General features: G+C 65.7%; 18 protein-coding genes and 1 tRNA gene. 16 read left to right on the plus strand and 3 right to left on the minus strand.

The window, feature by feature from the left end; translation table 11 throughout:
* Positions 1-65: 65 nt before the first annotated feature.
* Together GBZ48_RS05860 and GBZ48_RS05865 are read left to right on the plus strand one after the other, a co-directional pair.
* Positions 66-560 (plus strand): DUF3574 domain-containing protein, encoded by a 495-nt coding sequence (locus GBZ48_RS05860; protein WP_174470171.1) that lies wholly within the window; start codon positions 66-68, stop codon positions 558-560.
* Between the two features lie 186 nt (positions 561-746).
* A complete protein-coding gene (locus GBZ48_RS05865) occupies positions 747-2684 on the plus strand; it encodes a propionyl-CoA synthetase (protein WP_174470172.1) in 1938 nt (645 codons plus the stop codon).
* 58 nt (positions 2685-2742) lie between these two features.
* Here GBZ48_RS05865 and GBZ48_RS05870 read toward each other — a convergent pair whose 3' ends face one another.
* A complete protein-coding gene (locus GBZ48_RS05870) occupies positions 2743-3396 on the minus strand; it encodes a DsbA family oxidoreductase (RefSeq protein WP_174470173.1) in 654 nt (217 codons plus the stop codon).
* Between the two features lie 173 nt (positions 3397-3569).
* On the opposite strand from GBZ48_RS05870, the gene GBZ48_RS05875 reads away from it, so the two are divergent.
* Positions 3570-4037 carry a hypothetical protein gene (locus tag GBZ48_RS05875; protein ID WP_174470174.1) on the plus strand — a complete coding sequence of 156 codons (468 nt, stop codon included), beginning with the start codon at positions 3570-3572 and terminating at the stop codon, positions 4035-4037.
* Between the two features lie 10 nt (positions 4038-4047).
* Here the strand turns inward: GBZ48_RS05875 and GBZ48_RS05880 are convergent, their stop codons facing one another.
* Entirely contained in the window at positions 4048-4497 is a 450-nt protein-coding gene (locus GBZ48_RS05880) for a hypothetical protein (RefSeq protein WP_246307002.1), read from the minus strand.
* Between the two features lie 96 nt (positions 4498-4593).
* Positions 4594-4878, minus strand: a complete 285-nt coding sequence (locus GBZ48_RS05885) for a hypothetical protein (protein ID WP_246307003.1) — start codon at positions 4876-4878, stop codon at positions 4594-4596.
* Between the two features lie 162 nt (positions 4879-5040).
* Here GBZ48_RS05885 and GBZ48_RS05890 point away from each other — a divergent pair, with 162 nt between their 5' ends.
* The 13 genes from GBZ48_RS05890 to nuoK all read left to right on the plus strand — a co-directional run bounded on the left by GBZ48_RS05890 (position 5041) and on the right by nuoK (position 15298).
* Entirely contained in the window at positions 5041-5268 is a 228-nt protein-coding gene (locus GBZ48_RS05890) for a hypothetical protein (protein WP_174470175.1), read from the plus strand.
* Between the two features lie 199 nt (positions 5269-5467).
* Positions 5468-5544 (plus strand) — tRNA-Asp (locus GBZ48_RS05895).
* 314 nt (positions 5545-5858) lie between these two features.
* Complete coding sequence (locus GBZ48_RS05900) at positions 5859-6227, plus strand: NADH-quinone oxidoreductase subunit A (protein WP_045580751.1); 369 nt, start codon at positions 5859-5861, stop codon at positions 6225-6227.
* Positions 6218-6763, plus strand: a complete 546-nt coding sequence (locus GBZ48_RS05905) for a NuoB/complex I 20 kDa subunit family protein (protein ID WP_174470176.1) — start codon at positions 6218-6220, stop codon at positions 6761-6763. Before GBZ48_RS05900 ends, GBZ48_RS05905 begins: the two co-directional genes overlap by 10 nt.
* An 87-nt stretch (positions 6764-6850) precedes the next feature.
* Positions 6851-7480: an NADH-quinone oxidoreductase subunit C gene (locus GBZ48_RS05910; RefSeq protein WP_109052065.1), complete on the plus strand. Its 630-nt coding sequence runs from the start codon at positions 6851-6853 to the stop codon at positions 7478-7480.
* Positions 7481-7587: 107 nt separating this feature from the next.
* Positions 7588-8736, plus strand: coding sequence for an NADH-quinone oxidoreductase subunit D (locus GBZ48_RS05915; RefSeq protein ID WP_244560922.1), 1149 nt, complete (start codon positions 7588-7590; stop codon positions 8734-8736).
* Positions 8733-9359: an NADH-quinone oxidoreductase subunit NuoE gene (nuoE, locus tag GBZ48_RS05920; RefSeq protein WP_174470178.1), complete on the plus strand. Its 627-nt coding sequence runs from the start codon at positions 8733-8735 to the stop codon at positions 9357-9359. The genes GBZ48_RS05915 and nuoE overlap by 4 nt, the downstream gene beginning before the upstream one ends.
* Positions 9360-9375: 16 nt before the next feature.
* Positions 9376-10665, plus strand: a complete 1290-nt coding sequence (gene nuoF / locus GBZ48_RS05925; protein WP_174470179.1) for an NADH-quinone oxidoreductase subunit NuoF — start codon at positions 9376-9378, stop codon at positions 10663-10665.
* Between the two features lie 15 nt (positions 10666-10680).
* On the plus strand, positions 10681-12744 hold the full coding sequence (gene nuoG / locus GBZ48_RS05930; protein WP_174470180.1) for an NADH-quinone oxidoreductase subunit NuoG: 2064 nt from the start codon (positions 10681-10683) through the stop codon (positions 12742-12744).
* Positions 12737-13747 (plus strand): NADH-quinone oxidoreductase subunit NuoH, encoded by a 1011-nt coding sequence (gene nuoH, locus GBZ48_RS05935; protein WP_098739368.1) that lies wholly within the window; start codon positions 12737-12739, stop codon positions 13745-13747. Before nuoG ends, nuoH begins: the two co-directional genes overlap by 8 nt.
* A gap of 118 nt (positions 13748-13865) precedes the next feature.
* Positions 13866-14354: an NADH-quinone oxidoreductase subunit NuoI gene (gene nuoI / locus GBZ48_RS05940; protein ID WP_042693501.1), complete on the plus strand. Its 489-nt coding sequence runs from the start codon at positions 13866-13868 to the stop codon at positions 14352-14354.
* Positions 14355-14372: 18 nt separating this feature from the next.
* Positions 14373-14987 carry an NADH-quinone oxidoreductase subunit J gene (locus GBZ48_RS05945; RefSeq protein ID WP_109052070.1) on the plus strand — a complete coding sequence of 205 codons (615 nt, stop codon included), beginning with the start codon at positions 14373-14375 and terminating at the stop codon, positions 14985-14987.
* A gap of 2 nt (positions 14988-14989) precedes the next feature.
* The gene (nuoK, locus tag GBZ48_RS05950; RefSeq protein ID WP_014248409.1) at positions 14990-15298 is read left to right on the plus strand and encodes an NADH-quinone oxidoreductase subunit NuoK; all 309 of its coding nucleotides are present in this window, start codon (positions 14990-14992) and stop codon (positions 15296-15298) included.
* The last annotated feature ends 3 nt before the right edge of the window (positions 15299-15301 follow it).

Here is a 15301-nt window from a genome sequence, read left to right on the forward strand (position 1 = left end):
CTGACCAGAGCGTCGCTGACCGCACTGCCGCACGCACCCTCTCCCGTCCGAATGGAGAAACGCCGATGCGCCCCGTCACCATGCCTGTCACATGGCCCCTCACGCGGATTGTCCCGAGCCTTTCCTCCGCCGCGCTTTTGCTCTTTCTGCTGGCCGGTCCCGCCGCGGCCCAGCTGGCACCCGCCCCCACGGCGACGGCGACGGCACCGGCGCTCGTTTGTGAGGCCTATGCCGCTGGTGCGATGATCGAGGCGCAATTGTTCTTTGGTCGGAACATCGGCAACGAGATCGGCGTCAGCGAGCGCGACTGGACCGATTTCCTGAACGGCGAGGTGACACCGCGCTTTCCCAACGGCCTGACCGTCACCGACGGGTCGGGTCACTGGCGCGACATCGAGACCGGGCGGCTGGTGCGCGAGCCCAGCAAAATCCTCACGCTGCTGGCCGATAGCGACCCGGCGACGCTGGGCCTGATCCGCGAAATCGTCGATCTGTACAAGGGGCGCTTCCACCAACAATCGGTCGCGCTGGTCGTTCGGCCGGTCTGTGTTTCCTTTTGAATTCCAGCTTTCGGAACAGCGTTTCGCCGATCCGGAATGCGACAGCCCGTCGCACCCCCGACCTTCTGACATTTGCCTGCACTTATGCTTTTGTCGCAGATTGTGGAGGTCGCGAAACGGATCGTTTCGCGGCCGAGAGGAAATGCGCACCGAATAGTACCAAAATAGAACGAGGGACGCCCTGCCATGAGCCCGACCGCCAGCACCACAACTGCCGAGCTTTTCGACCAGATGCATGCCCGCTCCCTGTCGGACCCAGCAGGGTTCTGGGGCGAGGCGGCGAAGGACATCTCCTGGTTCAAGCCGTGGGACAAGGTGCTGGACGACAGCAACGCGCCCTTCTACCGCTGGTTCACCGGCGGGGAGCTGAACACCTGCTACAACGCGGTGGACCGCCATGTCGAAGGCGGGCGCGGCGCCCAGGCCGCGATCATCTATGACAGCCCGGTCACCCAGGCCGTCCAGACCATCACCTATGCCGAACTTCAGGATCAGGTCGCCCGCTTCGCCGGTGTTCTGCGCGCCCAGGGCGTGGAGAAGGGCGACCGCGTCCTCCTCTACATGCCGATGATCCCGCAGTCGCTGGTCGCCATGCTGGCCTGCTCCCGTCTAGGTGCGGTCCATTCCGTGGTGTTCGGCGGCTTCGCCCCGCACGAACTGGCGACCCGCATCGACGACGCCAAGCCGAAGGCGATCGTTTCGGCCTCCTGCGGCATCGAGCCGAACCGCATCGTCAAGTACAAACCGATGCTGGACGCCGCCATTGAGCAGTCGGCCCACAAGCCGTCCAGCGTCATCGTCTGGCAGCGCCCGCAGGAGACGGCGGCACTGATCGCCGGCCGCGACGTCGATTGGGCCGAAGCGGTGGCGACGGCCGAGCCGGCGGAGTGCGTGCCCGTCAAGGCGACCGATCCGCTCTACATCCTCTACACCTCCGGCACGACCGGCCAGCCCAAGGGCGTGGTGCGCGACAATGGCGGCCATGCCGTGGCGCTGCGCTGGACCATGACCAACATTTACAACGTCAAGCCGGGCGAGGTGTATTGGGCGGCGTCGGACGTGGGCTGGGTTGTCGGCCACTCTTACATCGTCTACGCGCCGCTGCTGACCGGCTGCACCACCGTAGTCTTCGAAGGCAAGCCGGTCGGCACCCCCGATCCGGGCACCTTCTGGCGCGTGATCGAGCAGCACAAGGTCGGCACGCTCTTCACCGCCCCCACCGCCTTCCGCGCCATCAAGCGCGAGGATCCGGACGCCAATTACCTGAAGAAGTACGACCTGTCGCACTTCCGCGCTCTGTTCCTGGCCGGCGAACGGTCGGACCCCGACACGCTGCACTGGGCCGAGGACAATCTGAACGTCCCGGTGATCGACCACTGGTGGCAGACGGAGACCGGCTGGGCGATTTCCGGCAACCCGCTGGGCGTCCACCTGTTCCCGATCAAGTACGGTTCCGCCACCCGCCCGATGCCGGGCTGGGACGTGCGGGTGCTGAATGCCGAGCTGAAGGAGGTTCCGCGCGGCGACATCGGCGCCATCTGCGTCAAGCTGCCGCTGCCTCCGGGCACGCTGCCGACGCTGTGGAATGCCGACGAGCGCTTCAAGAAGTCCTACCTCGCCGACTACCCGGGCTATTACCAGACCGGCGACGCCGGCTTCATCGACGATGACGGCTATGTCTATGTCATGGCCCGCACCGACGACATCATCAACGTCGCCGGCCACCGTCTCTCCACCGGAGCCATGGAGGAGGTGCTGTCGAGCCACAGGGACGTCGCCGAATGCGCGGTGATCGGCGTGGCCGACGACCTGAAGGGGCAGGTGCCGCTGGGCTTCGTCTGCCTCAAGGCCGGCGTCACCCGACCGCATGAGGAGATCGTCAAGGAGGTGGTCCAGCTGGTGCGCGAGCAGATCGGCCCGGTCGCCGATTTCAAGCGCGCCCTGGTGGTCGACCGCCTGCCGAAGACGCGGTCGGGCAAGATCCTGCGCGGCACCATGCAGAAGATCGCCGACAGCCAGGACTACAAGATGCCGGCGACTATCGACGATCCGGGCATCCTGCCGGAGATCGCCGACGCTCTGAAGACGCTGGGCTACGCCAAGACCAGCAGCACGCCGGCCTGAGGTGCCGAACAGGGACGGGGCGGCCTCCGGGCCGCCCTTTTCCGTTCCGCTTGCCGGATCAGCCGGCGACGACCGACAGGTTTTCCGGTTCCTCGCTGCCGAGGTCGAGCAGCGGCAGGAAGCTTGCCGGTTCCTGTGCGCCGGACAGGGCGTAGCGGCGGTTGAAGATGTAGCAGGGCACCGCCTGCAATCCCATTTGGCGGGCCAGGGCGTCGGCGGCGAGCACCGCGGCCGATTCGGCGTCGCTCGACAGCTGGCGCCGCGTCTCGACGAAATCCATCCCCAGCCCGGCGGCGACGCTGGCCAGCGCATCCGGGTCGCCGATGTCGACGCCTTCGACAAAATAGGCGGCGAACAGCGCGTCGGCCATGGCGTTGCCCAGCCCCTGGCGTCCGGCGATGCGGACCAGCCTGTGTGCGTCGAAGCTGTTGGGTGTGCGCTGGATGCGGTCGAGCGCCAGCGGCAGCCCGTCGCGTGCCGCCGTGTCCTCCACGACCCGATGAATCTGCCGCGCCCGTTCCGATCCGCCGAACTTGGCGGCGAGATAGTCCTCGCGCGACATCCCGCCCCGCGGCATGTCAGGGTTCAGCTGGAAGGGCTGCCAGCGCAGTTCCGGGCGGAGGTTGGGCCGCTGCATCAGCGCCCGGTCGAGCCGGCGCTTGCCGATGTAGCACCAGGGGCAGATCAGGTCGGCGAAGGTTTCGATCAGCATCCCGCCACTATCGGCGCCTGCCCTGGATCGGGCAACCGCTTCTTCCATGCCGTCCCGCCATCATCGGCCTCTTCCGGCCCGCAACCGTTTGTTAACCGAGTTGGTCCGACAGTCCGGAGTGGCTCCGCCCGTCATTCTGCGGCCGGCGGACATATCCCGATGGGCGATTCCCGATGAGCAATTCCTACGTCGACGGCAAGGTGCGCGAAGCGATCCTGGCGGCCAAGGGCAGCCGGATGAATGCGCAGAAGCTCCTGATGGCCTGGGCCGTCGAGGATCCTGACCTGTTGCGCGGCATTGCCCAGCCTTTCCTGAAGGCCATCGCCGCCGCCGCCATCGAACGTGCCGGCCGTCCGGCCAGCAGCAGGCCGGTCGCGCGCCCGGCTGCCGCGGGTGGTGCGGGGGGAGGGCGGCCGTCCGCCTCCGGTCTCAGCCGCGATGCGCTTGAGAATTTGCTGAACCAGCTGGGCCGCGAACCGGACGAGCAGCAGGCCCCGCAACGGACCGCCCCTGCCGGCAAGTCTGCCGGGCCGGGCGCTGCGAAGGGGGCCACGATCCACGATGCCCCGGCGGGCGGGCCGAATCATGAAAAGGCGATGATGGCGATTGCCAAGGCCTTCGTTGCGAAGAAGGTGCGCTGAGGCGAGCCCCTTACGAACCGCTGTTGGGGGCATAGGGCGCTGCGTCGTCGAACCAGCCCTTCTTGTGCGGCAGGGTGCGGATGTCCGGCGGCGGGCTGGCGAGCGCGGTGTTGCCGTTGCGGTAGGGATCGGGGATGTGGTGGCACTCGACGTCTGCCAGCGTGCGGTAGCAGTAGACGCGGGACCGGTCGACCTCGACCTTGTCCGGGCAATAGTCGCCAGTCTTCTCGAAACTCAGGATCGAGCAATCGCGTCCCGTGGCGGCCGACACGATATGGTCGCCGATGGTCTTCTTGGTGGCGTTCAGCGTCACGACATCCGCACCGGCCGCCGCCAGCCCGAGCGGGGAGGTGCAGCCGGCAAGAGCCAGTGCCGGAATTGCAAGGGAAACGGCGATCCAACCCCACATCCCGCCAATTCGCGTCGCGCCCAACCCTGCGACCATGCCCGTGCCCACCATCCAGCAGTTCCCATCGCTACGCATGTGCCGCGACCGATCCCGTACAGTGCACGCGGACGCGGTTAACAAGCGGTGAATTCACCGCTGGGGCGGGCCTCACCGCAACAGGGTGCAGATACGCGAGCGGCATTGCACGACGACGAAGGCATCCTTGTCCTCCGTGCAGCCGACCTTGAAGGTGGTCGCTCCCTCCCGTCCCACAGTGTAGCGCAGCACCTCCACCTTCGCCGGCGTGCAGTTGCCCATCGATTTAGCGATCTCCTTGGCCTCCGACTGGGCGGCGGAGACATTCGCGGCGGCCATCGCCGGTCCCGCGGCGAACAGGACGAGTGACGGCAGCAGGGCAGTCAGTCGTAGACGGGGCGAGCTGTGGATCGGCATGGCGCGACTATCGCACGGGGTGGGGCACTCCGGAAGGGCTGCCTCCGAAATGTCGCAGCGATGCGAATCACTCCGCGCAGCCGGGCCTAAGCTGGTATGGTCGAGGCAACGTGACCGGGGTGGCGCCTTGCCGCGCGGTTCAGGACCAGGGTGGGGAAACGCATGACTTCGAATGATCGGCGGCTGGGCGACCGCATTCTCGCCGCACTGGAACTGGCGTTGGAGCAGGAGCATCTGGATGTCGCCGAACATCTGGCCCGCGCGTTGGAGGAAACGCTGACCCGCTTCGGTGGACCCGATGCCGTCGACCACCGCGAACTCTCGGCCGGTATGCTGCAGGCCTTCGACCGGCTCGATGAACTGCGCCGCGCCGCCCATCGCCTGCCCTGAGGGCGCCGCTGAAGCGCCCGCGAACTGCAGGCCTCGCCGGAGAGGAATTTTTTGCAATTTGGTGATTGACAGGCAGCGGCCCGGGCGACTACAAACCGCCCACCGAACGACGGGGGCCTCAACGGCTCCGGTGAAAAACACCAAGCGAAACAAGCCTTTGGCTCAGTGACGATCCGGTGTTTCGAACAAGTCGCTCTGCGCGGGTGTAGCTCAGTTGGTTAGAGCGCCGGCCTGTCACGCCGGAGGCCGCGGGTTCAAGTCCCGTCACTCGCGCCACTTTCTTTTTCAAATTCGGCGTCAAGCGCCAGTATGATCCAAGGACTCGCAAATTGCGGGTCCTTTTTCGCATGCATATTGTCTTCCCTTTCCCCTTTTTTAAAAACGTGGTATTACCAGGGTCTGGCGCGGGGGCTGGCTTGTCCTTCCGCGTGGTGAAAAGCGATTCAAAGCGCTTTCCTTGCCCACGGTCTCGGCATATATTCCGGCCCGTCTGATGGGCTAATCCAAGGCATGGCTGCCACGGCTTTGCGCTTCCGCCGATTTCCCGGCCGGAACGGCGCCCGTGGTCGTGGGCTTATGGGAGGAACGCGGTGTCGACTCCGCTGATCATTGAGTATCTTCCGATCCTGGTGTTTCTGCTGATCGGCATCGCGCTGGCCGCGGTGATGGTGGGGGCATCCTACGTCATCAGCCCGAAGAACCCGGACGCCGAGAAGGTCTCCCCCTACGAATGCGGCTTCGAGCCGTTCGAGGACGCGCGCACCAAGTTCGACGTGCGGTTCTACCTGGTCTCGATCCTGTTCATCATCTTCGACCTGGAAGTCGCCTTCCTGTTCCCGTGGGCGGTCGCGCTCGGTGACATCGGGCTGTTCGGCTTCTGGTCGATGATGCTGTTCCTCGGCATCCTGACCATCGGCTTCATTTACGAGTGGAAGAAAGGAGCTCTGGAATGGGAGTAGAGGTCGCCAAGCCGCTGGCGCCGATTCCGCCCGGACCGGAACAGGACGCCTACATCCGCGCGGTCTCCGACGAGATCCAGGACAAGGGCTTCGTGCTGGCGAAGTACGAGGACCTGCTGGCCTGGGCCCGGACCGGCTCGCTGTGGCCGATGACCTTCGGTCTGGCCTGCTGCGCGGTGGAGATGATCCACGCCTATATGAGCCGGTACGACCTGGACCGCTTCGGCGTCATTCCGCGTCCCAGCCCGCGCCAGTCCGACTGCATGATCGTCGCCGGCACCCTGACCAACAAGATGGCCCCGGCGCTCCGCAAGGTCTACGACCAGATGCCGGAGCCGCGCTGGGTCATCTCGATGGGGTCCTGCGCCAACGGCGGCGGCTACTACCACTATTCCTACGCGGTGGTGCGTGGCTGCGACCGGATCGTGCCGGTGGACATCTATGTGCCGGGCTGCCCCCCGACGGCGGAGGCGCTGATTTACGGCATCCTCCAGCTCCAGAAGAAGATCAAGCGCGGCAATCGCATCGCCCGCTGACCACGGCGTACCGTCCCGCCTCCGGCCTCCGGAGGCGGGACGAACGACAAGCGCGCTGAAGACAAGTAGGAAGGCAGGGTCCCACCCATGTCCGAACAGGCGTTGAAGGAACTCGGGGACGTCATCGCCGCCAAGATCGGCGGCGACGTCCTCAAGGTCGAGGTGAAGCTCGGCGAACTGATGGTGACGGTCAAGCGGCCGGCCATCCTGGCGGTGCTGACCGCGCTGCGCGACGACCCGGACACCCGGTTCGAGCAGCTGACCGACATCACCGCGGTCGATTACCCCGACCGCGCGGAGCGGTTCGAGGTCGTCTACCAGCTGCTCAGCTACACCCACAACCGGCGCATGCGCGTGAAGCTGGCCACCGACGAGGACACGCCCGTCCCGTCGGCCGTTTCCGTCTTCAGCGCCGCGAACTGGTTCGAGCGCGAGGCGTGGGACCTGTTCGGCGTCTTCTTCGAGAACCATCCGGACCTGCGCCGCATCCTCACCGACTACGGGTTCGAGGGGCACCCCTTCCGCAAGGACTTCCCGCTGACCGGCTACGTCGAAGCCCGCTACGACGAGGACCAGAAGCGCGTGATCTATGAGCCGGTCCGTCTGACCCAGGATTTCCGCGCCTTCGACTTCCTCAGCCCGTGGGAAGGCATGACCAACGTCATGCTGCCCGGCGATGAAAAGGCGGCCCTCCAGGACGGGAGCAAGAAGCCGTGAGCATGACCGTTTCGACCGAATCGGCGACCGGCGTCGTCACGACTGGTCCCGGCGCGCCGATCAGCGCCTCCGGTCCGGAGACCAAGACGCAGATCAAGCCCTACACGATGAATTTCGGGCCGCAGCATCCGGCCGCCCACGGCGTGCTCCGTCTGGTGATGGAGCTGAACGGCGAGGTGGTGGAGCGTTGCGATCCGCACATCGGCCTGCTGCACCGCGGTACCGAGAAGCTGATCGAGTACAAGACCTACATCCAGGCCGTGCCGTATTTCGACCGCCTGGACTATGTCAGCCCGATGTGCATGGAGCACGCCTATGTGCTCGGCATCGAGAACCTGCTGCAGATCAAGGCGCCGCTGCGTGCCCAGTACATCCGCGTGCTGTTCTCGGAAATCACGCGCATCCTGAACCACATCCTGTCGATCACGACCGGTGCGCTGGACGTCGGCGCGATCACCCCGGCGCTGTGGGGCTTCGAGGAACGCGAAATCCTCATGGAGTTCTACGAGCGCGTGTCGGGTGCCCGCCTGCACGCCAACTATTTCCGGCCGGGCGGCGTCGCCTGGGACATTCCAGACGGTCTGCTCGACGACATCTGGGCCTTCACCGAGCGTTTTCCGAAGTTCATGGACGACCTCGAGAGTCTGCTGACCGAGAACCGCATCTTCAAGCAGCGCACGGTCGACATCGGCATCGTCACCAAGGAACAGGCGCTCGACTGGGCCTTCACCGGTCCGATGCTGCGCGGCTCCGGCGTCGCCTGGGATCTGCGCAAGTCGCAGCCCTACGAGGTCTATGACCGCATGGAGTTCGACGTCCCGGTCGGCCTGACCGGCGATTGCTGGGCGCGTTATCTGGTCCGCATGGAGGAGATGAAGCAGTCGCTGCGCATCATCCGCCAGTGCTGCAAGGAGATGCCGGCCGGTCCGTACAAGATCGAGGACCGCAAGGTCTCCCCACCGCCGCGCGGTGAGATGAAGCGCTCGATGGAAGCGCTGATCCACCACTTCAAGCTCTTCACCGAGGGTTTCCACGTTCCCGCCGGCGAGACCTACACCGCCATCGAGGCGCCCAAGGGCGAGTTTGGCGTGTATCTGGTGTCCGACGGCACCAACAAGCCCTACCGCTGCAAGATCCGCGCGCCGGGCTTTGCCCATCTTCAGGGCCTGGACTTCATGTCGAAGGGTCACATGCTGGCCGACGCCGTCGCCAACATCGCCTCGATGGACATCGTTTTCGGAGAAATCGATCGATGAGCGCGCCCGCTTCCGATCACGGCCACGCCGAGCCGACCAGCTTCACCTTCACCCAGGAAAACCTGGAGCTGGCGAAGCGCATCATTGCCAAGTATCCGCAGGGCAAGCAGGCCAGCGCCTGCATGCCGCTGCTGGACGTGGCCCAGCGCCAGAACGGTGGCTGGCTGCCGCGCGTCGCCATGGACGCCGTGGCCGACCTGCTCGGCATGCCGCGCATCCGCGTGTACGAGGTCGCGACCTTCTACACGATGTACAACAAGAACCCGGTCGGACGGCACCACATCCAGGTCTGCACCACCACCCCCTGCTGGCTGCGCGGGTCGGACGACATCGTCCACACCTGCAAGAAGAAGCTCGGCATCGAGGTGGGCGAGACCACGGCCGACGGCCAGTTCACGCTGGGCGAGGTCGAGTGCTCGGGTGCCTGCGTCAACGCGCCGGTTGTGCAGATCGGTGACGATTACTACGAAGACGTGGCCCCGGAGCATATGGAGCGCATCCTCGACGCGCTGGCGCGCGGCGAGACGCCGAAGCCCGGTTCGCAGACCGGCCGTCAGTCCTCGGAGCCGGTCGGCGGCCCGACGACGCTGAAGGCCTTTTCCACCGCGCAAGCGGAAGATTGAGGGGGAGGGGACAGCGATGCTTCGCGATGAGGACCGCATCTTCACCAACCTCTACGGCTATCAGGACTTCGGTCTTGACGGGGCCCGCAAGCGCGGTGACTGGGACAACACGGCATCCATCCTGGCCAATGGCCGGGAGTGGATCATCGAGCAGGTGAAGGAATCGGGGCTGCGCGGCCGTGGCGGCGCCGGCTTCTCGACCGGCATGAAGTGGTCCTTCATGCCGAAGAACGTGACCGACAAGCCCGTTTACCTCGTCATCAACGCCGACGAGGGCGAGCCCGGCACCTGCAAGGACCGCGACATCCTGCGCCACGATCCGCACAAGCTGATCGAAGGCTGCCTGATCGCCGGTTTCGCCATCGGCGCCAGCGCCTGCTACATCTACATCCGCGGCGAGTTCTACAACGAGGGCTCCAACGTCCAGCGCGCCATCGACGAGGCGTATGCGGCGGGGCTGATCGGCAAGAACGCCTGCGGCACCGGCTACGATTACGACGTCTACATCCACCGCGGTGCGGGCGCGTACATCTGTGGCGAGGAAACCGCGCTCATCGAGTCCATCGAGGGCAAGAAGGGCCAACCGCGCAACAAGCCGCCGTTCCCTGCCCAGGCCGGTCTCTATTCCTGCCCGACCACGGTGAACAACGTCGAATCCATCGCCGTCGTCCCGACCATCCTGCGCCGCGGAGCCTCCTGGTTCGCCGGCCTCGGCCGTCCGAAGAACTCGGGCACCAAGCTCTTCTGCATCTCCGGGCACGTCAACAAGCCGTGCAACGTGGAAGAGGAGATGGGCATCCCGTTGAAGGAGCTGATCGAGAAGCATGCCGGCGGCGTGCGCGGCGGCTGGGACAACCTGCTGGGCATCATTCCCGGCGGCTCGTCGGTCCCGGTCCTGCCCAAGTCGATCTGCGACACCGTCCTGATGGACTTCGACAGCTTGCGCGAAGTGCAGTCGGGCCTCGGCACCGCTGCGGTGATCGTGATGGACAAGTCCACCGACATCGTGAAGGCCATCGCCCGCCTGTCGTCCTTCTATGCCCATGAGTCCTGCGGCCAGTGCACGCCCTGCCGCGAAGGCACCGGCTGGATGAGCCGCGTCATGCAGCGCATGGTCACCGGCAACGCGCGCATGGAAGAGATCGACATGCTGCTGCAGGTCACCAAGCAGGTCGAAGGCCACACCATCTGCGCGCTCGGCGACGCTGCCGCCTGGCCGATCCAGGGCCTGTTCCGCCACTTCCGCCCGGAAGTGGAGCGGCGCATCCAGGCCTACCGCAACAGCGCCCCGCTGGCGGCCGAGTAAGGAGTTCCCGTTCCCATGCCGAAACTCACCATCGACGGGATCGAGATCGAGGTCGAGCCGGGCACCTCGATCCTCCAGGCTTGCGAGCAGCTGGGGATCGAGATTCCGCGCTTCTGCTACCACGAGCGTCTCAGCGTGCCGGCCAACTGCCGCATGTGCCTCGTGGAGATGGAGCGCGCGCCCAAGCCGGTCGCGTCCTGCGCCATGCCCTGCGGCGACGGAATGGTCGTCCGCACCAACAGCGAGACCGTCCTGAAGGCCCGCAAGGGCGTCATGGAGTTCCTGCTGATCAACCACCCGCTGGATTGCCCGATCTGCGATCAGGGCGGCGAGTGCGATCTGCAGGATCAGGCCATGGCCTATGGCTTCGATCGCGGCCGCTACGGCGAGAACAAGCGGGCGGTCAAGGACAAGTATATGGGTCCGGTCATCAAGACCATCATGACCCGTTGCATCCATTGCACCCGCTGCATCCGCTTCATCAACGAAGTGGCCGGTGTTCCCGATGTCGGCGCCGTCTATCGCGGCGAGCACATGGAGATCACCACCTTCGTCGAGAAGGCCATCGGCTCGGAGCTGTCGGGCAACCTCGCCGACGTCTGCCCGGTCGGCGCGCTGACCCACAAGCCCTACGCCTTCACGGCGCGCCCGTGGGAGCTGCGCAAGACCGAGACCATCGACGTCCTCGACGCCGTCGGCTCGAACATCCGCGTCGACGCCCGTGGGCCCGAAGTGATGCGCGTCCTGCCGCGCGTCAACGACGACATCAACGAGGAGTGGCTGAACGACAAGAGCCGCTACTCGTATGACGGTCTGAAGCGCCAGCGTCTGGACCGCCCCTACATCCGCCAGAACGGCAAGCTGGTCCCGGCCAGCTGGGCCGAGGCCTTCACCGCCATCGCGGCGCGCCTGAAGGGCCTGTCCGGCAACCGTGTCGCCGCCATCGCCGGCGATCTGGTCGATGTCGAGGCGCAGTTCGCGCTGAAGGAGCTGCTGTCGCGGCTCGGCTCGGCCAACCTGGATTGCCGCCAGGACGGCGCCCGGTTCGACACTTCGGTGCGGGCCGGCTACCTGTTCAACTCGGGCATCGCCGGCATCGAGAAGGCCGACGTCATTCTGCTGGTCGGCACCAACCCGCGCTGGGAAGGCACGCTGGTCAACGCCCGCATCCGCAAGCGCTATATGGCCGGCGGCGTCACCATTGCCTCCATCGGCGAGCAGCGTGACCTGACCTATCCCTACAGCGTGATCGGCACTGGTCCGGACACGCTGCAGCAGCTGGTCGACGGCAGCCACCCGTTCTCCGAGACGCTGCGCGCCGCCAAGAACCCGATGATCATCGTCGGCATGGGGGCCTTCCAGCGCGCCGACGGTCTCGCGGTCCAGGCCGCCGCCCGTCTGGTCGGCGAGGTCTACGGCATGTTCCGCGACGACTGGAACGGCTTCAACGTGCTGCACACCGCCGCGGCGCGGGTCGGCGGCATCGAGGCCGGCTTCCTGCCGGGCGAGGGCGGCCGAGACATCCATGGCATTCTCGACGGTGCGTCGAAGGGCGAGATCGACTTCGTCTACCTGCTGGGTGCCGACGAGATCGACATGGCCAAGCTGGGCAATGCCTTCGTCGTCTATCAGGGCCATCACGGCGATGCCGGCGCCCACCGCGCCGACGTCATCCTGCCGGGTGCCGCCTACACCGAGAAGAACGCGGTCTACGTCAACACCGAAGGCCGTCCGCAGCTCGCCCGACTCGCGGTCTTCCCGCCGGGCGAAGCGCGCGAGGACTGGAAGATCGTCCGCGCCCTGTCGGAAGTCCTGGGCACCACGCTGCCCTTCGACACCCACGGCCAGCTGCGTCAGCGGCTGATGGCGGCGAACCCGATCTTCGGTGCGGTCGGCGAGATGACCCCGGCCAGCTGGGCGCCGTTCGGCGCGCAGGGTCCGGTGGACGCCGCCCCCTTCGTGACGCCGATCACCAACTTCTACATGACCGACCCGATCAGCCGGGCGTCGGTGACGATGGCCAACTGCACGGAAGCGCTGGTGGGCCCTGCTCAGGAGAGGACTGGCACCCATGGCTGAGTTCTGGAGCGGCTTTCTCCTGCCGCTGATCATTATGGTCCTGCAGATCCTGGCGATTACCGTGCCGCTGCTGGTCGCCGTCGCCTTCATGACCTATGCCGAGCGCAAGATCATGGGTGCGATGCAGATGCGCCAGGGTCCGAGCATCGTCGGCCCCTTCGGCCTGATGCAGCCCTTTGCCGACGGCCTGAAGCTGTTCGCCAAGGAGCAGATCCTGCCGGAAGGCGCCAACCGCGTCGTGTTCTACGTCGCGCCGATGCTGACCTTCTTCCTGGCGCTGATCGCCTGGGCGGTCATCCCGTTCGACTACGGGGTGGTGCTGTCCAACATCAACGTCGGCGTGCTGTACCTGTTCGCGATCTCCTCGCTGGGCGTCTACGGCATCGTGATGGCCGGCTGGGCCTCGAACTCGCGCTACGCCTTCCTCGGCGCGCTGCGCTCCGCGGCGCAGATGGTGTCCTATGAGGTCTCGATGGGCCTCATCATCATCTCCGTGCTGCTGTGCGTCGGCTCGCTGAACCTGACCGACATCGTTCGGGCCCAGGAGAAGGTCTGGTTCTGCATCCCGCTGCTGCCGATGTTCGTGATGTTCTTCATCTCGGCGCTCGCGGAAACCAACCGCGCCCCCTTCGACCTGCCGGAAGGCGAGTCGGAGCTGGTTGCCGGCTTCATGGTGGAGTACAGCTCGGCCCCCTTCGCGCTCTTCTTCCTTGGCGAATACGCCAACATGATCCTGATGAGCGCGATGACGAGCATCCTGTTCCTCGGCGGCTGGCTGCCCCCGCTGCCCTTCGCGCCCTTCACCTGGGTGCCGGGCATCGTGTGGTTCGCGCTGAAGATCGCGTTCTGCCTGTTCACCTACGTCTGGGTTCGCGCCACCGTGCCGCGCTACCGCTACGACCAGCTGATGCGGCTGGGTTGGAAGGTCTTCCTGCCCCTGTCGCTGTTCTGGGTCGTGCTGACCGCCGGCGTCCTGGTGACCTTCGGCTGGCTGCCGAAGTAAGCGGCATCGCCGCAAAGCCAGCCTGCACCGAACCCACCATTGACGTGTCGATTTGAGTGCCGGCGAGCCAACCCATCAAACGGGAGCGGCCGCCGGCGAGGAAGGAGACGAAGAGGCCATGGCGTTCCTCGACCGCGCGGCGCGCAGCCTGTTCCTGACCGAGCTGCTGGGCGGCATGGCGCTGACCTTGCGCTACATGTTCAAGCCCAAGGTCACGCTGAACTACCCCTATGAGAAGGGCCCCATCAGCTCGCGCTTCCGCGGCGAGCATGTGCTCCGCCGCTATGCGAGCGGCGAGGAGCGCTGCATCGCGTGCAAGCTGTGCGAAGCGGTGTGCCCGGCTCTCGCCATCACCATCGAGGCCGAACCGCGTGACGACGGCAGCCGCCGCACCACGCGCTACGACATCGACATGACCAAGTGCATCTACTGCGGCCTGTGCCAGGAAGCCTGCCCGGTCGACGCGGTGGTCATGGGGCCGAACTTCGAGTTCTCCACCGAATCCCGGGAAGAGCTCTTCTACAACAAGCAGAAGCTGCTGGCGAACGGCGACCGCTGGGAGGCGGAAATCGCCCAGAACCTCGCGGCCGAGGCTCCTTACCGGTAAGCGGAAGCGAGAAAAACGATGATACTCCAAGGCATCGCCTTCTACGTGTTCGCCGCGCTGCTGGTGGCCTCCGGTGTGATGGTCATCTCGGCGCGGAACCCCGTTCACTCCGTCCTTTTCCTGATCCTCGCCTTCTTCCAGGCGGCCGGTCTCTGCCTCCTGATGGGGGCTGAGTTCATCGCGATGATCCTGATCATCGTCTATGTCGGCGCTGTCGCCGTGCTGTTCCTGTTCGTGGTGATGATGCTCGACATCAACTTCCGCGAGCTGCGCAAGGGCGCGATGGAAGCGCTGCCGCTTGGCGCGCTGGTCGGGCTGATCCTGCTGGCCGAACTGGCTGCAGTGCTCGGCGGCTGGATCGTCGCTCCGAACGTCGCCGCCATCGCCGGCGCGCCGACCCCGGCCTTCGATCAGGTGTCGAACACCCAGGCGCTGGGCCGGCTGATGTACACGCAGTACGTCTACCTGTTCCAGGCATCGGGCATCGTTCTGCTGATCGCCATGATCGGCGCCATCGTGCTGACGCTGCGGCACCGTCCCGGCGTGCGCAAACAGAATGTCGGCGCCCAGATCGCCCGTCGCCGGGAAGACGTGGTCGCCATCCGCAAGGTCTCGACCGGGGAGGGCGTGTGATCATGGAGATCGGTCTCGGACATTACCTGACGGTCTCGGCCATCATCTTCACGCTGGGTGTGCTGGGCATCTTCCTGAACCGGAAGAACGTCATCATCATCCTGATGTCGATCGAGATGATGCTGCTGGCGGTGAACCTGAACCTCGTCGCCTTCTCGACCTTCCTGCATGATCTGGTCGGCCAGATCTTCGCCATGATCATCCTGACCGTCGCCGCCGCCGAGGCGGCCATCGGCCTCGCCATCCTGGTGGTCTACTTCCGCAACCGCGGCTCGATCCGAGTCGAAGACATCAACATGATGAAGGGCTGAGGC

The organism is Azospirillum melinis, from assembly GCF_013340935.1.
GTDB classification, from domain to species: domain Bacteria; phylum Pseudomonadota; class Alphaproteobacteria; order Azospirillales; family Azospirillaceae; genus Azospirillum; species Azospirillum melinis.